This window comes from Pseudomonas sp. MNR3A, assembly GCF_009650575.1.
In the GTDB taxonomy this organism is placed as follows: domain Bacteria; phylum Pseudomonadota; class Gammaproteobacteria; order Pseudomonadales; family Pseudomonadaceae; genus Aquipseudomonas; species Aquipseudomonas machongensis.
In genome coordinates this window covers 130,883-154,650 of record NZ_VZZS01000030.1, presented here as the reverse complement: position 1 = coordinate 154,650, position 23,768 = coordinate 130,883, and the positions used below count along the sequence as shown (strand labels likewise).

Below are 23,768 nucleotides of genomic sequence, written 5' to 3'. Positions count from 1 at the left end.
AAAACGTGGTCAGGAACAGGGGCGTCCCGTGTTTCCTGGCGTTTCGTCGTTGCGTACGCCGTGGGCTACTTCGCTGTTATTGAACGGGAAGCCACATGATTGGCATTAAAAGCATCGCCAGTTACCTGCCGACTCAAGGGGTAGACAACTACGCCCAGGGCGCAAAATTCGGCAAGGACCAGGATTTCATCTTCGGCAAGATCGGCTCCACGTTCTTGCCGCGCAAGGACAGCGAGCAGGAAACTTCCGACCTGTGTGTCGAGGCCGCGCGCAATCTGTTCGCCGCCAATCCTTCGCTCGACCCTGCCAGCATCGATGCAGTGATCGTCGTCACCCAGAATGGCGACGCCGAGGGCCTGCCGCACACCGCCGCCATCGTCCAGCACAAGCTGGGGCTTGCGACCCATGTTGCAGCGTTCGACGTTTCGCTCGGGTGCTCGGGCTATGTCTACGGCCTGTACGCGATGAAAGGCTTCATGGAAGCTGCGGGCCTGAAGAACGGCCTGCTGATCACCGCCGATCCGTACTCGAAGATCGTCGACCCTGAAGACCGCAACACCACCATGCTGTTCGGTGACGCCGCCACTGCGACCTGGATGGGCGAGGGCGCGGCCTGGCAACTGGGCAAGTCGCTGTTCGGTAGCGACGGTGCCGGTGCCGAGCACCTGCGCACCACCGATGGCAAGTTCTTCATGAACGGTCGTCAGGTCTACAACTTCGCCCTGGTCAAGGTACCGGCGCACCTGAACCAGTTGCTCGAGGCCAGCCAGCTCAAGGCTGACGACATCGACCTGTATTGCCTGCATCAGGGCAGCGCGGCCATCGTCGATGCGGTGTCGGCGCGCTTCGATGAGGGCGCGCACAAGGGCAAGTTCGTCAAGGACATGGTCGAGACCGGCAATACCGTTTCCTCCAGCATTCCGTTGCTGCTGGAGAAGCATGTGCTGGGTTCGACCCACAAGCGTGTTGCTCTCAGTGGCTTTGGCGTCGGCTTGTCGTGGGGTTCGGCGATCATCGAACGCACTGATTGAGTGTTGTCGCGGTATCTGCAAAAGCGCCGAACGGGTAACCGTTCGGCGCTTTTGCATTTCTGCTGTCTATTTGGCAGTTCTGCGGGCCCCGGCGGACGCTGTATTTCTGGCGTCAAACCCTTGATTTCATTGGGGTGGCAGCGTGCCACTAAAAAAAATCGCAAAACCCCCTAAAGCAAACCGCCACGACGACGATAACCATTACGAAGGTTCTCTAGGCCACACACCCGGCAAACGCCAGGGCCGGAAGCCGCAGTACCCAATCCAACGAGGAATTCGTCATGGCTTTGACCGTTAACACCAACACCACCTCTCTGGGCGTTCAGAAAAACCTGAGCCGTGCTTCCGACGCTCTGAGCACCTCGATGACCCGTCTGTCGTCCGGCCTGAAAATCAACAGCGCCAAAGACGACGCCGCCGGCCTGCAGATCGCTACCCGCATGACCTCGCAGATCCGCGGTCAGACCATGGCTATCAAGAACGCCAACGACGGTATCTCCATCGCCCAGACCGCTGAAGGCGCGATGCAAGAGCAGACCAACATCCTGCAGCGTATGCGTGAACTGGCCGTCCAGTCCCGAAACGACTCCAACAGCCAGCAAGACCGTGACGCTCTGGACAAAGAGTTCCAGTCGATGCTGTCGGAAATCGACCGTATCGCCGACTCCACCCAGCTGAACGGCAAGAACCTGCTGGACGGTACCGCTGGCGTCATGACCTTCCAGGTCGGCTCCAACTCCGGCTCCGCCAACCAGATCACCGTGACTCTCAGTGCCGCGATGAAAACCACCGGTACTGGCGCTGCGCTGACCGCCCTGGCTGGCAAGAGCATCACCGGTGCCAACAGCACCGCCGCCGAGCAGACCTTCACCGCCGCCATCAGCGCAATCGACGCTGCCCTGCAGGCAATCAACACCAACCGTGCTGACCTGGGTGCCGCCCAGAACCGTCTGACCAGCACCATCAACAACCTGCAGAACATCAACGAGAACGCCGAAGCTGCTCGTGGCCGTGTACAGGACACCGACTTCGCTGCCGAAACTGCCCAGCTGACCAAGCAGCAGACCCTGCAGCAAGCTTCGACCTCGGTTCTGGCCCAGGCCAACCAGCTGCCGTCGGCAGTTCTGAAGCTGCTGGGCTAATCTGCCTGATAGCTGCTGGCGGGGGAGTGCACTTGCGGCGCTCCCCCGCCTTTTCATTACGAGGTGGTGGACATGGACATGAGCGTCAAGCTGAACCTGTCTTATCCGGCCGCACGTTCGGCCGAGCAGGTTGCCGACAAGCCGGTCTCGCGGCCGTTGGAAGCATCCGCCGAGGGTGGCAAGAAGGACGCGGTCAAGGTGCACGACACTGACAACGTCAAGAAAGCCGTCTCGCAGATCGAGCAATTCCTGAAAGAAACCCGACGTAATCTTGAGTTTTCCACGGATGAAGAATCCGGCAAGATTGTCGTCAAGGTCATCGCCAGCGAAACCGGCGAGCTGATCCGTCAGATTCCCTCCGAGGAGGCCCTGCGGATCGCCGAAAGCCTGCGCGATGTCAAAAGTGTACTGTTCAATGCCAAGGTCTGACCGGCGGCGAGCATTGCGCGTTACGAATCATGCCGGCCTTGCAGGAGCGAGGCGGGCGCGTTGAAGAGAGGGGCAGGACATGGCAGCAATTACTCCTAGCACAGGCGTGGGCTACGGCCTCGAGATCAGCAAGATCGTCGATGCCTTGGTGAAGTCCGATACTTCGGCCAAGTCCAACCAGATTGCTCGGCAGTCGAGCAATAACTCGGCGATCCTCTCGGGCATCGGCTCCCTGCGTAGCGCTCTGACGGCGTTCCAGGACGCCATGAAGAAGCTCAACGACAAGGATGCGCCTTCCTTCAACGCCTTTGCCGGTACTTCCGCCAACGAAAGCGTGGTCAAGATCAAGACCACCAACAGTGCGGTTGCCGGTACCTACGATATCCGGGTAAGCCAACTGGCCACTGGCTCCAAGGTCGCCAGCCAGCAGTTCGCCGGGGGGGGGACCTCAGCGATCAGCGAAGGTGAGCTGACCATCAGCCAGAACGGCAAGACCTACAAGGTCAACGTTGCTGCCGGTTCCACGCTGCAAAGCGTGCGCGACCAGATCAACAAGGAACTGGGCAAGGAAGGCATCACCGCCAACGTCGTCAACGAGGCGGGCGGTTCGCGTCTGGTGTTCGGCTCTACCACGACCGGCAAGGGCAGTGACATTTCCGTTGGCGGTATCCCCGAACTTACCATCGATGGCACGCAGAAGATGGTGGGTGCGGGGGGCGGCTTTATCGACGCCTTGGCACAGGATGCCGAGTTCTCCGTCGACGGTTTGAAGCTGACCAGTTCCAAGAACGTCGTCGACAACGCGGTCAGTGGCCTGAGCCTCGAACTTACCGGCACCACGTCGCCCACTGCCACGACCGGGGTCAAGGTGAGTGTGACGCTCGATAACGATGGCCTGAAGAAATCGGTTCAGTCGTTTGTCGATGCTTACAACACCCTGCGCAAGGCTGTTACCGCCCTGACGACACCGACCAAGGACTCTTCCGGTAACGTGACCAGCCTGGGCCCGTTGACCAACGATCCGACCACGCGCTCGTTGCTGAGCGACATCGGCAAGGTGGTCGCCGAAGCCGGTTCGGGCACCCAGCTCAATACCCTTAGCCAGCTGGGTATCAACACCCAGAAAGACGGCACGCTTGAGTTCAACAGCACCAAGTTCACCGCTGCACTGAACGACAAGAAGCTTGGCTCGGAGATTCAGGGGTTGTTCACGGCCGACGGTGGCGTTTTCGACCGGATGACCAAGGCCCTCGATCCCTACGTCAAGACCGGCGGTTCGCTGGATTCGCGCAAGTCGGCGCTCGACAAGGTGACCAAGAACCTGCAGGACCAGCAGGCTGCGCTGGACCGCCGTACCGAGCTGCTGACCACCTCGCTGACCAAGAAGTACGCAGCGCTCGACACCGCCCTGGGCCTGATGAAGAAGCAGGGCGAGCAGATCGTCTCGATCTTCGATGCGATGAATGCCCAGGCCAAGAAAGGCTGATCGCTAAGCGGCGACAAAAGCCCGGTGACACCTTGCAGGTGTACCGGGCTTTGTGTTTCATGGCTAAAGTTTTTTGACGAGCTGGCGATACAGCAGGTATACGCAACCTTTTCGCTGCAATGAGGTAGTTCCATGAACCCGATGTTGGCCCTTCGGCAGTACCAGAAAGTCAACGGTGCTGCGCAGACTTCCGAAGCCAGTCCGCACCGTCTGGTGCAGATGCTGATGCAGGGCGGTCTTGACCGAATGGCCCAGGCCAAGGGCGCCATCGCGCGCAAGGACGTCGCCCAGAAGGGCATTCTGATCGGCAAGGCCATCGACATCATTGGCGGCCTGCGCGAAGGGCTGGATCTGGAGAATCACGCCGACAGCCTGACCGATCTCGACAACCTGTACCAGTACATGAGCCGTCGCCTGATCGAAGCCAACGTCCACAGTGACCCGGCGATCATCGACGAAGTGGCGCGCCTGCTGATCACGGTCAAGGAAGGCTGGGACGCCATCGGCGAACAGGTGCCGGCAGAGTAATTCCAGGAGGCGCACATGAGCGAAGTGATTGCACGTATCGAAGAGACCCGCGATGCCTTGCTGGCAGCGTTCGCTGAGCGCGACTGGGATGCGGTGGGCAAGCTCGACCTGGCATGTCGCGTGTGCGTCGAGGATATCCTGGCCGAAGCGCAGGAAAACGATGCACAGGTCAGGAGCAGTCTGGATGAATTGCTGGCGGTGTATCGGCAATTGATTGAATTTGCAAGTGGTGAACGTCAATCGATAGTCGACGAGATGACGCAGATCCGTCAGGCAAAAAACGCGACAAAGGTATACCATCTGTTCAGCTGATCGCTGGGCAATGCAAGAAGCTGCGCGCCATTAATTTGACTGTGTGCTGTTTTTTGACTTAACTAGTGGCTGTTTTCGAAATTTCAGACGTCCGAACACTGACCATTTCAGTCGGAATGATGTCGAGCACGCCTGCGGGCGCCGATATGACTAGGGAAGTTAGTATTGAATGTGGCGTGAAACCAAGATCCTCCTGATCGATGACGACAGCGAACGCCGCCGCGATCTGGCGGTGGTCCTGAATTTTCTCGGCGAAGAGAACCTCTCCTGCTCCAGTGCGGACTGGCAGCAGTCGGTAGAGGCATTGTCTTCGAGCAGGGAAGTCCTGTGTGTGCTGATCGGGGCTGTGAATGCACCGGCGAGTGTCCTGGGCCTGCTTAAGACAGTGGCTGCGTGGGATGAGTTCCTTCCAGTTCTGCTTCTAGGTGAAATTTCTTCTGCCGAGTTCCCTGAAGACCTGCGCCGGCGCGTGCTGTCCAACCTGGAGATGCCGCCCAGCTATAGCCAGTTGCTCGATTCGCTGCACCGGGCCCAGGTCTACCGTGAGATGTACGACCAGGCGCGCGAGCGCGGTCGTCAGCGCGAACCCAACCTGTTCCGCAGCCTGGTTGGCACCAGCCGCGCGATCCAGCATGTGCGGCAGATGATGCAGCAGGTGGCCGACACCGATGCCAGCGTGCTGATCCTCGGTGAGTCCGGCACGGGCAAGGAAGTGGTCGCGCGCAACCTGCACTATCACTCCAAGCGCCGTGAAGCGCCTTTCGTGCCGGTCAATTGCGGGGCGATCCCTGCCGAGCTGCTCGAAAGCGAGCTGTTCGGACACGAGAAGGGCGCCTTCACCGGGGCGATCACCAGCCGTGCGGGGCGTTTCGAACTGGCCAACGGCGGTACCCTGTTCCTCGACGAGATCGGCGACATGCCGTTGCCGATGCAGGTCAAGCTGCTGCGCGTGCTGCAGGAGCGTACCTTCGAGCGGGTTGGCAGCAACAAGACCCAGAGCATCGACGTGCGCATCATCGCGGCGACCCACAAAAACCTCGAGACCATGATCGAAGAGGGGACCTTCCGCGAAGACTTGTACTATCGCCTGAATGTCTTCCCCATCGAAATGGCGCCGCTGCGCGAGCGTGTCGAGGACATTCCGCTGCTGATGAACGAGCTGATCTCGCGCATGGAGCACGAGAAGCGCGGCTCCATCCGTTTCAACTCGGCCTCGATCATGTCGCTGTGCCGGCATGGCTGGCCGGGCAACGTCCGTGAGTTGGCCAACCTGGTCGAGCGTATGGCGATCATGCATCCGTACGGGGTGATCGGCGTTGCCGAGCTGCCGAAAAAATTCCGCTACGTCGATGATGAAGACGAGCAGTTGGTCGACAGCTTGCGCAGCGATCTCGAAGAGCGCGTGGCGATCAACGGCCATGCGCCGAACTTCTCCAGCCACGCCATGCTGCCGCCGGAAGGCCTGGATCTGAAGGACTATCTCGGCAGCCTTGAGCAGGGGCTGATCCAGCAAGCCCTGGACGACGCCAACGGCATCGTTGCCCGCGCCGCCGAACGCCTGCGCATCCGTCGAACCACGCTTGTCGAGAAGATGCGCAAGTACGGCATGAGTCGCCAGGGCGGCGAAGACCAGGCCGAAGACTGAAGCCCAGCCCCTTGCAGGCGCAACCTCGCGTTGCGCCTGCAAGGGGCTGGCGTGTTTTCAGAAACCCCATCCCCGGCACGGCTATTGCTACACCGCAGGCAAAGTACCGTTTTTATGACGGTCAGCCATGCGAGAGAGCACGATGCCCCAGGCCGCCCACATCTCCCGAGCCCCTGAGCAGCAGGGACGCACCCCGGTCGAACAGGAAAGTCGACAAGGGCTCGAGCAGGCGTTCGCCCTGTTCAACCAGGTTTCCTCCCAGCTCAGTGAGTCGTACAACATGCTCGAGGCCCGCGTCAGCGAGCTCAAGGGCGAGCTGGAGGTGGTCGGCGCACAGCGCATGGCCGAGCTGGGTGAAAAGGAGCGTCTGGCCAACCGCCTGCAGCATTTGCTGGATCTGCTGCCTGGCGGGGTGATCGTCATCGACGGCCAGGGCTATGTGCGCGAAGCCAACCCTGCCGCCTGTGAGTTGCTCGGTGCGCCGTTGGTCGGTGAGCTCTGGCGCCAGGTCATCGCCCGCAGCTTCGCGCCGCGAGAGGATGACGGCCACGAGGTGTCACTGCGTGACGGTCGACGCTTGTCCATTGCCACCCGTTCGCTGGATGCCGAGCCCGGTCAGTTGGTGCTGCTCAACGACCTGACCGAAACCCGTCGCCTGCAGGGACAACTGGCGCGTCACGAGCGTCTGTCGTCGTTGGGGCGCATGGTTGCCTCGCTGGCGCATCAGATTCGCACGCCCCTGTCGGCGGCCATGCTCTATGCCAGCCATCTGGCCGACGACCAGGGCGGCCTGGCTCTGGAAACCCGTCAGCGCTTCGCCGGCAGCCTGAAGGAGCGTCTGCACGAGCTTGAACATCAGGTGCGCGACATGTTGGTGTTCGCCCGTGGCGAGTTGCCGCTCAATGACCGGCTGACCCCAAAGGCATTGTTCCAGGCGCTGCAACAGGCTGCGCAGTCCCATGTGCAGGGCCATGCGGTGCGCTGGCAGTGCGACACGCACTTGGGCGAGTTGCTGTGCAATCGCGACACCCTGGTTGGCGCCTTGCTCAATCTGATCGAGAACGCGCTGCAGGCAAGCTCGGAGCCCGCGCGCCTGAAAGTACACCTGTTGCGTCGGGGGCAGAGCCTGCACCTGTGCGTCAGTGATGCTGGCAGCGGGATCGACGCGCGGCTGCTGGCGCGCCTGGGCGAGCCGTTCCTGACTACCAAGGCCACCGGCACCGGCCTCGGCCTGGCGGTGGTCAAGGCGGTGGTCAAGGCGCATCAGGGCAGTCTTGAGCTGCTCTCGAAAGTCGGGCGTGGCACTTGCGTGCGGGTGGTGCTGCCGCTGATCGACGGGCAATCGACGGAGGTGCAGTGATGGTCAAGGTTTTGTTGGTCGAGGACGATCGTGCCTTGCGCCAGGCATTGGGCGATACCCTGGAGATCGGCGGGTTCGACTACCGCGCCGTGGGTAGTGCAGAAGAGGCGCTGGACGCCGTGGCCGAAGAGGCCTTCGGGTTGGTGGTCAGTGATGTGAACATGCCGGGGATGGATGGCCATCAACTGCTTGCGCAACTGCGTCGTCACCACCCGCAACTGCCCGTGCTGCTGATGACTGCGCACGCTGCAGTGGAGCGTGCGGTGGAGGCGATGCGTCAGGGCGCTGCCGACTACCTGGTCAAGCCGTTCGAACCCAAGGCGTTGCTGAGTCTGGTCGATCGTCATGCCGCGGGGCACCTGGGTGCCGAAGAGGAGGGGCCGGTGGCCAGTGAGCCGGCCAGTCGGCAGTTGCTCGAGCTGGCTGCCCGCGTGGCGCGCAGCGACTCCACGGTGTTGATCTCGGGCGAGTCGGGTACCGGCAAGGAAGTGCTGGCGCGTTACATTCATCAGCGCTCGGCGCGCGCCGCGCAGCCATTCGTGGCGATCAACTGCGCGGCGATTCCAGACAACATGCTCGAAGCCACGCTGTTCGGTCACGAAAAAGGCGCGTTCACCGGTGCCATCGCGGCTCAGGCGGGCAAGTTCGAGCAAGCCGATGGCGGCACCCTGTTGCTCGACGAGATTTCCGAAATGCCACTGGGCCTGCAGGCCAAGCTGCTGCGCGTGCTGCAGGAGCGGGAGGTCGAGCGGGTCGGCGGGCGCAAGCCGATCACCCTGGACATTCGCGTGCTGGCCACCACCAACCGTGACCTGGCTGGCGAAGTCGCTGCCGGGCGCTTCCGTGAAGACCTGTACTACCGCCTTTCGGTCTTCCCGCTGGCCTGGCGCCCACTGCGCGAGCGCAGCGCCGATATCCTGCCGCTGGCCGAGCGCCTGCTGGCCAAGCATGTCGGCAAGATGAAGCATGCGCCGGTTCGCCTGTCGGCCGAAGCGCGGGTATGCCTGCAGGCGCACGCATGGCCTGGCAACGTGCGCGAGCTGGACAACGCGCTGCAGCGAGCGCTGATCCTGCAGCAGGGTGGGGTGATCGAGGCGGCGGATTTCTGTCTGGCGGGCGCCATTCCCTTGTCACCACTAAGCAGTGATATCACTGAGCCATCATCGCTCGAATCGGCTTCTGAGTCCAGTGGCCTGGGCGACGATATGCGTCGTCATGAATTCCAGATGATCATCGATACCTTGCGCGCCGAACGTGGGCGTCGCAAGGAGGCTGCCGAACGGCTGGGCATCAGCCCGCGTACGCTGCGCTACAAGCTGGCGCAGATGCGCGATGCGGGGATGGATGTCGAGGCCAGCCTGTACGGGTAAGTGCCTTTGCGGAGCGACTTTGCGAAGGCTGGCACCTTTGTTGCTTTAACCGTTTTACCCGCTGCATCAGTGTCAAAAAAATGCGGCCGCCGGAGAGAGAAGTTCATGAGCCAAGGTGTTGAATTCAATCGTCTGATGTTGGACATGCGCGCGATGCAGGCCGATGCCATGTCGCTGCCCAAGGTCGCCGCTGCGCCTGAGCTCGCCCCGGGCCAGAGCAGCTTTGCCGACATGCTCGGCCAGGCCATCAACAAGGTCAGCGATACCCAGCAGGCATCGAGCCAGTTGGCCAACGCCTTCGAGATCGGCAAGAGCGGTGTCGACCTCACCGACGTGATGATCGCCTCGCAGAAGGCCAGTGTGTCGTTCCAGGCCCTGACCCAAGTGCGCAACAAGCTGGTCCAGGCGTACCAGGACATCATGCAGATGCCGGTTTGAGGACGAATTGAGTCATGGCCGAAGCAGTCGTCGATAACGCCCCCGCTAAGAGTGGCCCGCCCGTGGCCAAGCCGCCGCTGTTCGGCATGGCGTTTCTGGAAAACATCTCGCAGATGCCCATGCTGCGTCAGGTCGGTCTGCTGGTCGGGCTGGCTGCCAGCGTGGCCATCGGCTTTGCCGTGGTGCTCTGGTCGCAGCAGCCGGACTACCGTCCGCTGTATGGCAGCCTTGCCGGCATGGACACCAAGCAGGTCATGGAAACCCTGGCCGCCGCTGATATTCCCTACACCGTCGAACCCAATTCCGGCGCACTGCTGGTCAAGGCCGATGACCTCTCCCGTGCCCGCATGAAACTGGCCGCTGCCGGCGTGGCGCCAAGTGATGGCAACATCGGTTTCGAGATCCTCGACAAGGACCAGGGCCTGGGTACCAGCCAGTTCATGGAGGCGACCCGTTACCGTCGCGGCCTGGAAGGCGAATTGGCGCGTACCATCTCCAGCCTGAACAACATCAAGGCTGCTCGCGTGCACCTGGCCATTCCGAAAAGCTCGGTGTTCGTGCGTGACGAGCGCCGCCCGAGCGCTTCGGTACTGGTCGAAATGTTCCCGGGCCGCAACCTGGAGGCCGGTCAGGTGATGGCCATCGTCAACCTGGTCGCCACCAGCGTGCCGGAGCTGGACAAGTCGCAGGTCACCGTAGTCGACCAGAAGGGCAATCTGCTCTCCGATCAGTTGCAGGACACCTCGCTGACCATGGCCGGCAAGCAGTTCGACTACACCCGCCGCATGGAAGGCCTGCTCACCCAGCGTGTGCACAACATCCTGCAGCCGGTGCTGGGCAACGACCGCTACAAGGCCGAGGTGTCCGCCGACGTCGACTTCAACGCCGTCGAATCCACCTCCGAGCAGTTCAACCCTGACCAGCCGGCGCTGCGCAGCGAGCAGTCGGTCAACGAGCAGCGTGCCAGCAGCCAGGGCCCGCAGGGTGTTCCCGGCGCGCTGAGCAACCAGCCGCCAGCCGGTGCTGCTGCACCTGAGAACGCTGCCGGTACCGGTACCCCGGCCGGTGCCATCGCCCCCGGCCAGCCGCTGGTCGATGCCAACGGCCAGCAGATCATGGACCCGGCCACCGGCCAGCCGATGCTTGCACCGTATCCGTCCGACAAGCGTCAGCAAAGCACCAAGAACTTCGAACTGGACCGCTCCATCAGCCATACCCGCCAGCAGCAAGGTCGCCTGACCCGCCTGTCGGTGGCCGTGGTCGTGGACGATCAGGTCAAGGTCGATGCCAACGGCGAGACCACCCGCGCGCCCTGGGGCGCCGAGGACCTGTCGCGCTTCACTCGCCTGGTGCAGGATGCGGTCGGCTTCGATGCCAGCCGCGGCGACAGCGTGACCGTGATGAACGTGCCGTTCTCCGCCGACCGTGGCGAAGTGCTGGCCGACATCCCGTTCTACTCGCAGCCCTGGTTCTGGGACATCATCAAGCAAGTGCTGGGCGTGGTGTTCATCCTGGTGCTGGTGTTCGGCGTGCTGCGCCCTGTGCTCAACAACATCACCGGTGGCGGCAAGAGCGCGGCCACCGACAGCGACATGGAACTGGGCGGCATGATCGGCCTGGACGGCGAACTGGGCAACGACCGCGTCAGCCTTGGCGGGCCGAGCAGTATCCTGTTGCCAAGCCCGAGCGAAGGCTATGAGGCGCAACTGAACGCAATCAAGGGCCTGGTGGCCGAAGACCCGGGCCGTGTCGCCCAGGTCGTGAAAGAGTGGATCAACGCCGATGAGTGACAACCGAGCCGTTACCGCCAAGCTGAGCCGCGTCGACAAGGCGGCGATTCTCCTGCTGTCCCTGGGCGAGACCGATGCAGCCCAGGTCCTGCGCCACATGGGGCCCAAGGAAGTGCAGCGGGTTGGCGTCGCCATGGCGCAGATGGGCAACGTGCACCGTGAGCAGGTCGAGCAGGTCATGAGCGAGTTCGTCGAGATCGTCGGCGACCAGACCAGCCTGGGCGTCGGCTCCGACGGCTATATCCGCAAGATGCTCAACCAGGCGCTTGGCGAGGACAAGGCCAACGGCCTGATCGACCGCATCCTGCTCGGTGGCAACACCAGCGGCCTGGACAGCCTGAAGTGGATGGAGCCGCGTGCCGTGGCCGATGTCATCCGCTATGAGCACCCGCAGATCCAGGCCATCGTGGTCGCCTACCTCGACCCCGACCAGGCCGGTGAAGTGCTGAGCAATTTCGACCACAAGGTGCGCCTGGACATCGTCCTGCGCGTCTCCTCGTTGAACACTGTGCAGCCGGCGGCACTCAAGGAGCTCAACCAGATCCTCGAGAAGCAGTTCTCCGGCAACTCCAATGCCGCGCGCACGACCCTGGGCGGCATCAAGCGCGCTGCCGACATCATGAACTTCCTCGACAGCTCCGTGGAAGGCCAGCTGATGGATGCGATCCGCGATATCGACAGCGACCTGTCGGAGCAGATCGAAGACCTGATGTTCGTCTTCAACAACCTGGCCGACGTCGACGACCGTGGTATCCAGGCGCTGCTGCGCGAGGTGTCCTCGGACGTGCTGGTGGTCTCGCTCAAGGGTGCGGACGAGAAGGTCAAGGACAAGATCTTCAAGAACATGTCCAAGCGTGCTTCGGAACTGCTGCGCGACGACCTGGAGGCCAAGGGGCCGGTGCGGGTCAGCGACGTGGAAACGGCGCAGAAGGAAATCCTCACCATCGCTCGACGCATGGCCGAGGCCGGCGAGATCGTGCTCGGTGGCAAGGGTGCCGAGGAAATGATCTAAGCGATTTCGCGCACCGTTCTGACTGGCGCTGACCCTGTGGGAGCGGGTTTGCCCGCGAAGGCGCCAGGTCAGGCCACGCGTTGCTCCTGCTGACGCTTTCGCGGGCAAGCCCGCTCCCACAGGGATCGCGTTGGCTGAACATGGTTTCGAGAACATGACAGCATGTCCACCAAAGAACATCCCAGCGACCTGATCCGCGCCCGCGACCTCGAGGGTGTCGATATATGGGCATTGCCCAGCTTCGATCCGGAGCCCGAGCCTGAACCTGAACCTGAGCCCGAGGTGGTCGAGGAAGTCGAGGAAGTGCCGCTGGAGGAAGTCCAGCCGCTGACCCTCGAAGAGCTCGAAGCGATTCGCCAGGAGGCCTACAACGAAGGCTTCGCCACCGGCGAGCGCGAGGGTTTCCACAGCACGCAGCTCAAGGTGCGCCAGGAGGCCGAAGAGGCCCTGACGGCCAAGCTGGCGAGCCTGGAGCAATTGATGGCCAACCTGCTCGAGCCCATCGCCGAGCAGGATACCCAGATCGAGAAGTCCCTCGTGCACCTGGTCGCCCATGTCGCCCGTCAGGTGATTGGTCGCGAGTTGGCCAGCGATTCCAGCCAGATCACTCATGTGTTGCGCGAGGCGCTGAAACTGCTGCCGATGGGCGCAGACAATATCCGCATCCACCTCAATCCGCAGGATTTCGAGCTGGCCAAGGCCCTGCGCGAACGCCACGAGGAAAGCTGGAAGCTGCTTGAAGACGAGTCGCTGCTGCCAGGTGGTTGCCGCATCGAGACGGCCCACAGCCGCATCGATGCCACCATGGAAACCCGCATGGAGAAGGCCGTGGCGCAGTTGTTCGAGCAGACCCACGACCAGTCACTGCATCCTGCCGCGCCGGATCTGTCGGTCGACCTGGACAGCCCCGATGCGCCTTGAACGCACCAGTTTCGCCAAGCGGCTGAGCGGCTATGCCGAGGCGGTGAATCTGCCGGAGCAGCCGGTGGTCGAGGGCCGTCTGCTGCGCATGGTCGGCCTCACCCTAGAAGCTGAGGGCTTGCGCGGCGCCGTGGGCAGCCGCTGCATGGTGATCAACGACGACAGCTACCACCCGGTGCAGGTCGAGGCCGAAGTGATGGGCTTTGCGGGCAGCAAGGTCTTTCTCATGCCGGTCGGCAGTATCGCCGGTATCGCCCCCGGTGCGCGGGTTGTGCCGCTGGACGACAGCGGCCGCCTGCCCATGGGCATGAGCATGCTTGGACGGGTGCTCGATGGCGCCGGCCGTGCCCTCGATGGCAAGGGCGGGATGAAGGCCGAGGACTGGGTGCCGCTGGATGGCCCGGTGATCAACCCGCTCAACCGTGATCCGATCAGTCAGCCGCTGGATGTGGGTATCCGCAGTATCAACGGCCTGCTGACTGTCGGTCGCGGCCAGCGCCTGGGTCTGTTCGCCGGTACGGGTGTCGGTAAGTCGGTGCTGCTGGGCATGATGACCCGCTTCACCAAGGCCGACATCATCGTGGTCGGCCTGATCGGCGAGCGGGGCCGCGAGGTGAAGGAGTTCATCGAGCACATCCTTGGCGAAGAAGGGCTCAAGCGCTCGGTGGTGGTCGCTTCGCCGGCCGACGATGCACCGCTGATGCGCCTGCGCGCAGCCATGTATTGCACGCGCATCGCCGAGTATTTTCGCGACAAGGGCAAGAATGTCCTGTTGTTGATGGACTCGTTGACCCGTTTTGCCCAGGCGCAGCGGGAAATCGCCCTGGCCATCGGCGAGCCGCCCGCCACCCGTGGCTATCCGCCGTCGGTGTTCGCCAAGTTGCCCAAGTTGGTCGAGCGCGCGGGTAATGGTGAGGCGGGTGGTGGTTCGATCACCGCGTTCTATACCGTGCTTTCCGAGGGGGATGACCAGCAGGACCCGATCGCCGATTCGGCACGTGGGGTGCTGGACGGACACTTCGTGCTGTCCCGGCGCCTGGCCGAGGAAGGGCATTATCCGGCGATCGACATCGAGGCTTCGATCAGCCGGGTGATGCCGCAGGTGGTGGATGCCGACCATCTGCGCCAGGCGCAGAAGTTCAAGCAACTATGGTCGCGCCTGTCGCAGAGTCGCGATCTGATCAGCGTGGGTGCCTACGTGGCCGGTGGCGATCCGGAAACCGACCTGGCCATTGCCTTGCAGTCCAAGCTGGTGGCGTTCTTGCGCCAGGGGCTGGACGAGAGTGTCGGCATGGCCGAGAGCGGCGAGCAGCTGGGCGCGGTGTTCGCCCCGCCGGCGGGCGGCTGATAGGCCATGGCCCTGCCCAGTCGTGCCGCGCGCCTTTCGCCGGTGGTGGAGATGGCCGAGGAGGCCGAGCGCAAGGCTGTCCAGCGTATGGGCCACTTCCAGCAACTGGTGGCCCAGGCGCAGGCCAAGCTCGCCGAGCTTGAGCGTTTTCGCGAGGACTACCAGTTGCAGTGGATCAACCGCGGTAGCCAGGGCGTTGGCGGCAGTTGGTTGGTCAACTACCAGCGCTTTCTGGGGCAGTTGGAAACGGCCATGACCCAGCAGCGCCAGAGCCTGACCTGGCACCAGAACAACCTCAAGAATGCCCGCGACGCCTGGCAACAGGCCTACGCCCGGGTCGAGGGTCTGCGCAAGCTGGTGCAGCGTTACCTGGACGAAGCCCGCCGGGCCGAAGACAAGCGTGAGCAGAAGCTGCTCGACGAGCTGTCACAGCGCTTGCCCAGGCAGAATCATTTTCCAGGCTGACACCGCTCAAAGCCGCTGCGCTTGCGGCCCAGCCGGGCTGCTGCTAAACCTTCCTGAGTCGTAGCCATCATCGAAGGAATCGCACGCATGGCAGTCGAAACTGATTTTTCACCGGACGAAAAGCAGCTGACGATCAAGGTCAAGGGCCGTTTCGATTTCGGCAAGCATCAGGAATTTCGTGACGCCTACGAGCGCCAGCACCCGGCCCCGGACTCGGTCGTGGTGGATCTCAAGGATGCGACGTACCTGGACAGCTCAGCGCTGGGCATGCTGCTGCTGTTGCGCGATCACGCCGGTGGTGACCACTCGGATATCAAAGTGATCAATACCAGTTCTGATGTGCGCAAGATCCTCGCCATTTCCAACTTCGAAAAATTGTTCGACGTCAGCTGAGGCCGCTCATGCCCGCCGAACAGGGATTGAGGGTGCTGATCGCCGAGGACGGTGCCGCGGACCGCTTGCTGCTCGCGCAGATCGTGCGGCGCCAGGGACACGAGGTGGTCACTGCCGAAAACGGCGAGCAGGCCGTTGCGCTGTTCGCCGAACAGAGGCCGGACCTGGTGCTGCTCGACGCCTTGATGCCGGTGATGGATGGATTCGAGGCGGCGCGACGGATCAAGGCCATGGCCGGTGAAGCGTTGATACCGATCATCTTCCTCACCTCGATGAACGAGGAGCAGGGGCTGGTGCGTTGCCTGGAAGCCGGCGGCGACGATTTCATGGCCAAGCCGTATAGCGCAGTGATTCTGGCTGCCAAGATCGGCGCCATGGATCGCCTGCGTCGGCTGCAGGCCACGGTGCTGGAGCAGCGCGACGAACTGGCCCGGCATCACCATCACCTGCTCAACGAGCAGCGCGTAGCCAAAGCGGTGTTCGACAAGGTCGCCCATTCCGGTTGCTTGAGAAGCAGCAACATCCGCTATCTGCAGTCGCCCTACGCATTGTTCAACGGCGATCTGCTGCTGGCGGCGTTCGCGCCTTCGGGCGACATGCATGTGCTGCTGGGTGATTTCACCGGTCACGGCCTGCCGGCGGCCGTGGGGGCGATGCCCCTGGCCGAGGTGTTCTATGGCATGACCGCCAAGGGCTATGGTTTGGTCGAGACGCTGCGCGAGATGAACGCCAAGCTCAAGCGCATCCTGCCGGTGGACATGTTCTGTTGTGCGCTGCTGCTGAACCTGAGTTTCGAGCGTGGCACGGTCGAGGTGTGGAACGGGGGCATGCCCGATGGCTATCGTTTGTCGGCCGCCGGCGAGGTGCTGTCTGTGCTGCAATCCCGGCACTTGCCGCTGGGCATCCTGGCGCCCGAGCATTTTGACGACCGCACCGACATACTGCCGCTGGCAGCGGGGGAGCGATTGTTCCTGCTGTCCGATGGCGTGGTCGATACCAGCGATGCGACGGATCGATTGTTTGGTGTGGAGCGCTTGCGTGAGGTGTTGGCGGCCAACCGCGATCCTGGGCGACTGTTCGATGAAGTGATGCAGGCGCTGGAGCGTTTTGGTGGTGTGCCGCGAGACGACATCAGCCTGTGCGATATCCGCATGGCCGAACCTGGTGGCCTGGCACCTGTGGCGCCGGTGTATTCCGACAGCGGTCGCTCCAGTCCGCTGGATTGGTCGTTGTCGCTGGTGCTGCATGCCGACAGCCTGAAGCGCTTCAACCCGGTGCCATATCTGTTGCAGTTCCTCCAGGAAATCCATGGTCTGCGTCCCAGCAGCGGGGTGTTGCACAGTGTCCTCGGTGAGCTGTATTCCAATGCGCTGGAGCACGGGGTGTTGGGCATGGACTCACGGCTCAAGCAGGATGCCGAGGGATTTGCCGAGTACTACCGCGAACGCGGTCGGCGCCTGGCCGCGTTGTCCGAGGGCTTCGTGCAGATCGCACTGAGGGTGGAACCCATGGCGGCAGGTGGTCGTCTGACAGTTGAGATCAGCGACAGTGGCACGGGTTTTGATATCGAGAAAGTCTTGGGGCGCCCTGCGTCGGAAAAAGGTTTCAGCGGGCGTGGGCTACAGTTGGTACAGCGCTTGGGCGTCAAGGCTCAATGGCTCGACGAGGGGCGGCGGGCGCGGGTGGAGTTCGGTTGGTGAGCGGCCTCGGCGATTGAGGCATAATCAAGCTTGATCAAGGAGTGAGCAAGTGACACACGAGCATATCGATCAAAAGGTCCTTAGCGACCTGCAGGAGGTCATGGAAGATGGCTACCTGCAGTTGCTGGAAACCTTCCTGGAAGACTCCGAGCGCCGTCTCAGTCAGTTGCACGAGGCCAAGGACGCCAGCGAGTTGGGGATGGCCGCCCACAGCTTCAAGGGCAGCAGCAGCAACATGGGCGCAGTTGGCCTGGCCAGTCTGTGCCAGCAGCTCGAGGAGCGTGTGCGGCAACAGCCTTTGTATGGCATCGAGGACCTGATCAATCGGATCGACCAGGAGTTCGTCGAGGTCCAGCGCTTCTACCGTAGCGAGCGCGAGCGGGTTTCTGCAGGCTGACGGCAAAATTGGCGCGAGTTTTGCCTGTCTTCACCCAGATTCTATTTCGGTTCACTGGCGTGGAGAGTTTCAATGCCTGTCGCATCCAATCCCTTGTTGCAAGCCGGCCTCGCCAACGCGACCTCGCGGGCGACCAGTCCTGCGGCGGACAAAACCCCGCAAGCACCGGGCAACCAGGGCAGCGGCTTCGACCAGCTGATGGCCCGACAGCAGCGCGACAAGATGCCGGTGCGCAACGACAAGGCCTTTGTAGCGGCGCCCAAGGACAAGCCTGACTTCAATGCCGGCGGCAAGGGCGGCAACGACCGATCTTCGCCGGTTGCCGGTAATGGCAAGAACTTGCCAGCCAACAGCAACAAGGCCACATCGGCCGCTGACAAGAACAATCAGGGTAGCGACAGCACTCAACAGGCGGGTGACAGTACCCAGCAGGCTTCCAGCGACGCCAATCAGGCAAGCGACTCGAGCTCCCTGGACGCGAGCCTGGTGGCAGGGCAGGTGACCGACGCCCAGGCGGGTGCGCAATTGCTCCAGGCCCAGGCCGAAGCCGTCGCCCCGGTGCTGCAGGCCGCGATCCAGCAGCCTGCTGCGCAACCTGTTCCTGAAGAGCTGGCGCCGCCGGTAGCCGAGCAGGACGACAGCGACTTCGATCCCGAGGCCGACGCCCTGGCGAACATGCCGACCTTGCGCCTGGCGCTCGAGCAGAGCGCCCAGGCCAAAGGCACCACCTCGACGCACGCCTCTGGCCAGGGTGACAAGACCCAGGCCCAGGACGACAGTGCCCAGGCCAACGTCAATACCTTGGCGAACCTGGCGGTCAAGCCTGAGGGTGAATCCGAGCGCGGACAATCACAGCCTGGCGAAAAAGGCTTCTCCGAGCTGTTGTCCAATGGTCTGAAGGACGTCAAGCATGCCGACAGCGACACCCGCGTGGACGACTTCGCCAATCGCCTGGCCAACCTGACCCAGGCCGTCACCGCCAAGACTGCCCATGCCGTACCGCCGACCAATCCGCTGCACCAGCCCCTGGCGATGAATCAGGGGGCCTGGACCGAAGGGTTGGTCAATCGCGTCATGTACCTGTCGAGCCAGAACCTCAAGTCGGCCGACATCCAGCTCGAGCCTGCAGAGCTGGGGCGACTGGACATTCGCGTCAATGTCGCGTCGGACCAGGCCACCCAGGTGACTTTCATCAGTGGTCACGCCGGCGTGCGCGATGCGCTGGACAGCCAGCTGTACCGTCTGCGCGAACTGTTCGCCCAGCAGGGGCTGGCCCAGCCTGACGTCAACGTCGCCGACCAGTCGCGTCAGCAACAGCAGCAGGCCCAGCAGGGGGGATCGAATCTGTCTGGTGTCGCTGCGCGTCGCGCCGGGGAGGCGGGCGAGGACGGTGAGCTGGCCGATGCTTCGCGGCCGGTGGAGCAGCAGGTGGTGATCGGCGACAGTGCGGTCGATTACTACGCCTGATCATTCGGGGCTGCGTCTGACACCGGTGCGGGCTTTTGTGAGCAACTGTCTTGCTCAAAATCTAGAAGCCAGCCCAAATCCCTGTGGGAGCGGGCTTGCCCGCGAAAAATACACCGCGCTGCCTGGCACGGGCTACGCCCGTGTTCGCGGGCAAGCCCGCTCCTACCACCTCCTCAAGCCCGCTCGGCCAAATCTGGCATAACACTTGCTCAGCCACGTCATCCTTTCTTGAAACCCCGATGGACGACGGATTATTGGCATGGCGAAGAGCGACGCAGTCAAAGACCCCGCCACTAAAGGCAAACTGAAGCTGATCCTGCTGCTGGTGCTGGCCTTGCTGCTGGCCGTGGGCCTGTCGGTGGGCGCCACCTGGTTCATCATGCACAAGAGCGAGCCTGCACCTGCGGCCGACCCTGCCGTGGCCAGCGTCAAGCAAGCGGCGATCTACGAGCCCCTGGCGCCGGCCTTCGTGGTCAATTTCAACCAGAACGGCCGCCAGCGCTACATGCAGGTGAGCATTACCCTGCAGGGCCGCAACCAGGCTGACCTCGATGCGCTGAAAGTGCACATGCCGGTGATTCGCAACAATCTGGTGATGATGTTCTCCGGGCAAGGCTTCGACAGCCTGGCCAGCAGTGCCGTGGGCCAGGAAATGCTGCGCCAGAAGGCCACTGCGGTGGTCCAGGAAGTGGCGCAGAAGGAAGTCGGCAAGCCGGTCATCGACCAGTTGCTGTTCACCAATTTCGTATTGCAGTAGGAGCACACTCGATGGCCGTGCAGGACCTGCTGTCCCAGGATGAGATCGATGCCCTGCTGCATGGGGTCGACGATGGGCTGGTACAGACCGAGAGCGCTGCCGAACCCGGTGGCGTCAAGAGCTACGACCTGACCAGCCAGGACCGGATCGTCCGCGGTCGCATGCCGACCCTGGAGATGATCAACGAGCGCTTCGCCCGTTACACCCGCATCAGCATGTTCAACCTGCTGCGTCGCTCCGCCGACGTGGCGGTGGGTGGCGTGCAGGTGATGAAGTTCGGCGAGTACGTGCATTCGCTGTACGTGCCGACCAGCCTCAATCTGGTCAAGATCAAGCCGCTGCGCGGCACCTCGCTGTTCATCCTCGACGCCAAGCTGGTGTTCAAGCTGGTGGACAATTTCTTCGGTGGCGACGGGCGCCACGCCAAGATCGAAGGCCGTGAGTTCACCCCGACCGAGCTGCGTGTGGTGCGCATGGTCCTGGACCAGTGCTTCGTCGACCTCAAGGAAGCCTGGCAGGCGATCATGCCGGTGAACTTCGAATACATGAACTCCGAGGTCAACCCGGCCATGGCCAACATCGTCGGGCCCAGCGAGGCGGTGGTGGTCTCGACCTTCCACATCGAGCTCGATGGCGGCGGCGGCGACCTGCACGTGACCATGCCGTATTCGATGATCGAACCGGTGCGCGAGATGCTCGATGCCGGTTTCCAGTCCGACCTGGACGACCAGGACGAGCGTTGGGTCAAGGCCCTGCGCGAGGACGTGCTGGACGTCAATGTGCCGCTCTCGGCCACCGTTGCCCGTCGTCAGCTCAAGCTGCGCGACATCCTGCACATGCAGCCGGGCGATGTGATTCCGGTAGAGCTGCCCGAACACCTGGTACTGCGCGCCAACGGCGTGCCGTCGTTCAAGGCGCGTCTGGGCTCGCACAAGGGCACCCTGTCGCTGCAGATCATCGACCCGATCGAGCGCCGCTGACGGCGAGCCGGTCGCACTACGAATTGAAAGCCTGTCGAGGACTTTATGGCTAACGAAAACGAGATCACCTCCCCAGAGGAACAGGCCCTGGCCGATGAGTGGGCGGCAGCCCTGGAAGAAACCGGTGATGCCGGCCAGGCGGACATCGATGCGCTGCTGGCAGCTGACAATGGTCGCTCCTCCGGCGCAGGTCGCTTGCCGATGGAAGAGTTCGCCAGCTCCCCGCGGCCGAGCGAGAACGTCGGCCTGGAAGGGCCGAACCTGGACGTGATCCTGGACATTCCAGTGAGCATCTCCATGGAAGTGGGCGCCACGGAAATCAGCATTCGCAACCTGCTGCAACTGAACCAGGGGTCGGTCATCGAACTCGATCGCCTGGCAGGCGAACCGCTGGATGTACTGGTCAATGGCACGCTGATCGCCCATGGCGAAGTGGTGGTGGTCAACGAGAAGTTCGGCATTCGCCTGACCGACGTGATCAGCCCCAGCGAACGCATCAAGAAGCTGCGCTGAGTGAAGGGCCTGATACGCGGCGTCGCCGCCCTGGGCACATTGCTCGCCAGCGAGGTGGTGATCGGCGCAGCTGACCCCGCGTCGGTGCCGGCCAGCACGTCCACGCCCGGCGGCATGGGGGGGCAACTGGCGCAGATGGTCTTCGGCCTGCTCGTGGTGGTGGGCGCCATCTTCCTGCTCGCCTGGCTGTTGCGCCGCCTGCAGGTGGCACAGCCGCGCGGCGGGCAGGTGATCGAGATCGTCGGCAGCCGAGCCCTCGGCCCGCGCGACCGCCTGCTGCTGGTGCAGGTGGGCAAGGAACAGATCCTGATCGGTCATAGCCCTGGCAGCATCGAGGCGCTGCACGTCATGGCCGAGCCCGTGGAGGTGCCTGTCGGCGCGCGTCAGGCGGCACCGGAATTCGCCCAGCGGCTGCTCGAGCTGATGGGCAAGGACCAGAAGGACAAGAAGTGATGAGCGGCGCGCTGCGCTTACTGTTGACCCTGGCGCTGCTGCTGGCCGCGCCTGTGGCCCTGGCCGCCGATCCGTTGTCGATCCCGGCCATCACCCTGTCCAATGGGCCTGACGGCCAGCAGGAATATTCGGTCAGCCTGCAGATCCTGTTGATCATGACGGCGCTGAGCTTCATTCCGGCGTTCGTCATCCTGATGACCAGCTTCACCCGCATCATCATCGTCTTCTCCATCCTGCGCCAGGCCCTGGGCCTGCAGCAGACGCCGTCGAACCAGTTGCTCACCGGCATGGCCCTGTTCCTGACCATGTTCATCATGGCGCCGGTGTTCGATCGGGTGAATCGTGACGCGTTGCAGCCCTACCTGAACGAACAGATGACCGCGCAACAGGCCATCGACAAAGCCCAGGGGCCGCTGAAGGACTTCATGCTGGCGCAGACCCGGCAAAGCGATCTGGACCTGTTCATGCGCCTGTCCAAGCGCACCGACATCGCCGGCCCCGACCAGGTGCCGCTGACCATCCTGGTGCCGGCATTCGTCACCTCCGAGCTCAAGACCGCGTTCCAGATCGGCTTCATGATCTTCATCCCGTTCCTGATCATCGACATGGTGGTCGCCAGCGTGCTGATGGCGATGGGTATGATGATGCTGTCGCCGCTGATCATCTCGCTGCCGTTCAAGATCATGCTGTTCGTCCTGGTCGATGGCTGGGCGCTGATCATGGGTACGCTGGCCGGCAGTTTCGGCGGCGTCTGAGGCCACTCAAGGAGAGTTTTCGATGACCCCTGAAGTTGCCGTCGACCTGTTCCGCGATGCGCTCTGGCTGACTGCCCTGATGGTGGCGGTGCTGGTGGTGCCGAGCCTGCTGGTCGGCCTGCTGGTGGCGATCTTCCAGGCGGCCACGCAGATCAACGAACAGACCCTGAGCTTCCTGCCGCGCCTGCTGGTGATGCTGATCACCCTGATCGTGGTCGGTCCGTGGCTGGTGCAGAAGTTCATGGAATACATGACCGGCCTGTACAGCGGCATTCCGCAGTTGATCGGATGATGAGCCCATGCTCGAGCTGAGCGCCGCGCAGATCGGCACCTGGGTCGCCACCTTCATCCTGCCGCTGTTTCGCGTGGCAGCGGTGCTGATGACCATGCCGGTGTTCGGTACGCGCATGCTGCCGGCGCGCATACGCCTGTATGTGGCGGTCGCGATCACCGTGGTGATCGTGCCCGGCCTGCCACCGCTGCCCGAGTTCGAGCCCTTGAGCGTGCGTGGCGTGCTGCTGTGCGCCGAACAGATCATTGTCGGCGCGCTGTTCGGGTTCTCCTTGCAGATGCTGTTCCAGGCGTTCGTCGTCGCCGGGCAGATCGTGGCGATTCAGCTGGGCATGGCGATGGCCTCGATGATCGACCCGGCCAACGGCGTCAACGTGGCGGTGGTCGGGCAGTTCCTGACCATGCTGGTGAGTGTGCTGTTCCTGTTGATGAACGGCCACCTGGTGGTGATCGAGGTATTGACCGAAAGCTTCACCACGCTGCCGGTGGGCAATGCCCTGGTGGTCGCGCATTTCTGGGAGATTGCCGGACGCCTGGGCTGGGTGCTGGGAGCGGGGCTGGTTCTGATCCTGCCAGTCATCGCAGCCCTGTTGGTGATCAACATCGCCTTTGGTGTGATGACCCGAGCTGCGCCACAGCTGAACATCTTCTCCATTGGTTTCCCGCTGACCCTGGTGCTGGGGCTGGCCATTTTCTGGGTCGGGCTTGCCGACATCCTCTCGCACTACCAGCAACTGGCCAGCGAGGCCTTGCAGTGGCTGCGTGAGCTGGCACGGGCGCCCTGA

The 23,768-nt window shown here is 62.9% G+C and carries 26 protein-coding genes; all 26 read left to right on the top strand.

Going from position 1 to position 23,768, the window contains the following annotated elements:
* The first annotated feature begins 95 nt into the window (after positions 1-95).
* The 26 genes from F6X62_RS21000 (at position 96) to fliR (ending at position 23,768) form a co-directional block, all read left to right on the top strand.
* A complete protein-coding gene (locus tag F6X62_RS21000) occupies positions 96-1,031 on the top strand; it encodes a ketoacyl-ACP synthase III (protein WP_054891892.1) in 936 nt (311 codons plus the stop codon).
* A gap of 281 nt (positions 1,032-1,312) precedes the next feature.
* On the top strand, positions 1,313-2,173 hold the full coding sequence (locus F6X62_RS20995) for a flagellin domain-containing protein (protein ID WP_054891891.1): 861 nt from the start codon (positions 1,313-1,315) through the stop codon (positions 2,171-2,173).
* 72 nt (positions 2,174-2,245) lie between these two features.
* Positions 2,246-2,602 carry a flagellar protein FlaG gene (locus tag F6X62_RS20990; RefSeq protein ID WP_153774594.1) on the top strand — a complete coding sequence of 119 codons (357 nt, stop codon included), beginning with the start codon at positions 2,246-2,248 and terminating at the stop codon, positions 2,600-2,602.
* A gap of 79 nt (positions 2,603-2,681) precedes the next feature.
* Positions 2,682-4,088 carry a flagellar filament capping protein FliD gene (gene fliD, locus F6X62_RS20985; RefSeq protein ID WP_153774593.1) on the top strand — a complete coding sequence of 469 codons (1,407 nt, stop codon included), beginning with the start codon at positions 2,682-2,684 and terminating at the stop codon, positions 4,086-4,088.
* Positions 4,089-4,220: 132 nt separating this feature from the next.
* Positions 4,221-4,616 carry a flagellar export chaperone FliS gene (fliS, locus tag F6X62_RS20980; RefSeq protein WP_054891888.1) on the top strand — a complete coding sequence of 132 codons (396 nt, stop codon included), beginning with the start codon at positions 4,221-4,223 and terminating at the stop codon, positions 4,614-4,616.
* A gap of 15 nt (positions 4,617-4,631) precedes the next feature.
* Positions 4,632-4,928, top strand: a complete 297-nt coding sequence (gene fliT / locus F6X62_RS20975) for a flagellar protein FliT (protein WP_054891887.1) — start codon at positions 4,632-4,634, stop codon at positions 4,926-4,928.
* 169 nt (positions 4,929-5,097) lie between these two features.
* Complete coding sequence (gene fleQ, locus F6X62_RS20970) at positions 5,098-6,573, top strand: transcriptional regulator FleQ (protein WP_054891886.1); 1,476 nt, start codon at positions 5,098-5,100, stop codon at positions 6,571-6,573.
* A 142-nt stretch (positions 6,574-6,715) separates the two neighbouring features.
* Entirely contained in the window at positions 6,716-7,933 is a 1,218-nt protein-coding gene (locus F6X62_RS20965; protein ID WP_153774592.1) for a PAS domain-containing sensor histidine kinase, read from the top strand.
* Positions 7,930-9,303: a sigma-54 dependent transcriptional regulator gene (locus tag F6X62_RS20960; RefSeq protein WP_153774591.1), complete on the top strand. Its 1,374-nt coding sequence runs from the start codon at positions 7,930-7,932 to the stop codon at positions 9,301-9,303. Before F6X62_RS20965 ends, F6X62_RS20960 begins: the two co-directional genes overlap by 4 nt.
* Positions 9,304-9,408: 105 nt before the next feature.
* Positions 9,409-9,741, top strand: coding sequence for a flagellar hook-basal body complex protein FliE (gene fliE / locus F6X62_RS20955; RefSeq protein WP_054891884.1), 333 nt, complete (start codon positions 9,409-9,411; stop codon positions 9,739-9,741).
* 14 nt (positions 9,742-9,755) lie between these two features.
* On the top strand, positions 9,756-11,531 hold the full coding sequence (fliF, locus tag F6X62_RS20950) for a flagellar basal-body MS-ring/collar protein FliF (RefSeq protein WP_054891883.1): 1,776 nt from the start codon (positions 9,756-9,758) through the stop codon (positions 11,529-11,531).
* On the top strand, positions 11,524-12,543 hold the full coding sequence (gene fliG / locus F6X62_RS20945; protein WP_054891882.1) for a flagellar motor switch protein FliG: 1,020 nt from the start codon (positions 11,524-11,526) through the stop codon (positions 12,541-12,543). The genes fliF and fliG overlap by 8 nt, the downstream gene beginning before the upstream one ends.
* Positions 12,544-12,705: 162 nt before the next feature.
* A complete protein-coding gene (gene fliH / locus F6X62_RS20940; protein WP_153774590.1) occupies positions 12,706-13,464 on the top strand; it encodes a flagellar assembly protein FliH in 759 nt (252 codons plus the stop codon).
* Positions 13,454-14,812 carry a flagellar protein export ATPase FliI gene (gene fliI / locus F6X62_RS20935; RefSeq protein ID WP_065862051.1) on the top strand — a complete coding sequence of 453 codons (1,359 nt, stop codon included), beginning with the start codon at positions 13,454-13,456 and terminating at the stop codon, positions 14,810-14,812. The genes fliH and fliI overlap by 11 nt, the downstream gene beginning before the upstream one ends.
* A 6-nt stretch (positions 14,813-14,818) precedes the next feature.
* Entirely contained in the window at positions 14,819-15,277 is a 459-nt protein-coding gene (gene fliJ, locus F6X62_RS20930; protein WP_054891879.1) for a flagellar export protein FliJ, read from the top strand.
* A gap of 87 nt (positions 15,278-15,364) precedes the next feature.
* A complete protein-coding gene (locus F6X62_RS20925; RefSeq protein ID WP_054891878.1) occupies positions 15,365-15,670 on the top strand; it encodes an STAS domain-containing protein in 306 nt (101 codons plus the stop codon).
* Between the two features lie 8 nt (positions 15,671-15,678).
* Positions 15,679-17,370: a fused response regulator/phosphatase gene (locus F6X62_RS20920; protein ID WP_153774589.1), complete on the top strand. Its 1,692-nt coding sequence runs from the start codon at positions 15,679-15,681 to the stop codon at positions 17,368-17,370.
* Positions 17,371-17,419: 49 nt separating this feature from the next.
* Positions 17,420-17,767, top strand: coding sequence for an Hpt domain-containing protein (locus F6X62_RS20915; RefSeq protein WP_054891876.1), 348 nt, complete (start codon positions 17,420-17,422; stop codon positions 17,765-17,767).
* Between the two features lie 72 nt (positions 17,768-17,839).
* Complete coding sequence (locus tag F6X62_RS20910) at positions 17,840-19,234, top strand: flagellar hook-length control protein FliK (protein WP_153774588.1); 1,395 nt, start codon at positions 17,840-17,842, stop codon at positions 19,232-19,234.
* A 259-nt stretch (positions 19,235-19,493) separates the two neighbouring features.
* A complete protein-coding gene (gene fliL, locus F6X62_RS20905) occupies positions 19,494-19,991 on the top strand; it encodes a flagellar basal body-associated protein FliL (RefSeq protein WP_054891874.1) in 498 nt (165 codons plus the stop codon).
* Positions 19,992-20,002: 11 nt separating this feature from the next.
* Positions 20,003-20,971 carry a flagellar motor switch protein FliM gene (fliM, locus tag F6X62_RS20900; protein WP_054891873.1) on the top strand — a complete coding sequence of 323 codons (969 nt, stop codon included), beginning with the start codon at positions 20,003-20,005 and terminating at the stop codon, positions 20,969-20,971.
* A 45-nt stretch (positions 20,972-21,016) separates the two neighbouring features.
* Positions 21,017-21,484, top strand: coding sequence for a flagellar motor switch protein FliN (gene fliN, locus F6X62_RS20895; RefSeq protein WP_054891872.1), 468 nt, complete (start codon positions 21,017-21,019; stop codon positions 21,482-21,484).
* A complete protein-coding gene (gene fliO, locus F6X62_RS20890) occupies positions 21,485-21,937 on the top strand; it encodes a flagellar biosynthetic protein FliO (RefSeq protein ID WP_153774587.1) in 453 nt (150 codons plus the stop codon).
* Positions 21,937-22,692, top strand: a complete 756-nt coding sequence (fliP, locus tag F6X62_RS20885) for a flagellar type III secretion system pore protein FliP (protein ID WP_054891870.1) — start codon at positions 21,937-21,939, stop codon at positions 22,690-22,692. The genes fliO and fliP overlap by 1 nt, the downstream gene beginning before the upstream one ends.
* 22 nt (positions 22,693-22,714) lie before the next feature.
* Complete coding sequence (fliQ, locus tag F6X62_RS20880; protein WP_054891869.1) at positions 22,715-22,984, top strand: flagellar biosynthesis protein FliQ; 270 nt, start codon at positions 22,715-22,717, stop codon at positions 22,982-22,984.
* A gap of 7 nt (positions 22,985-22,991) precedes the next feature.
* A complete protein-coding gene (gene fliR, locus F6X62_RS20875; RefSeq protein WP_054891868.1) occupies positions 22,992-23,768 on the top strand; it encodes a flagellar biosynthetic protein FliR in 777 nt (258 codons plus the stop codon).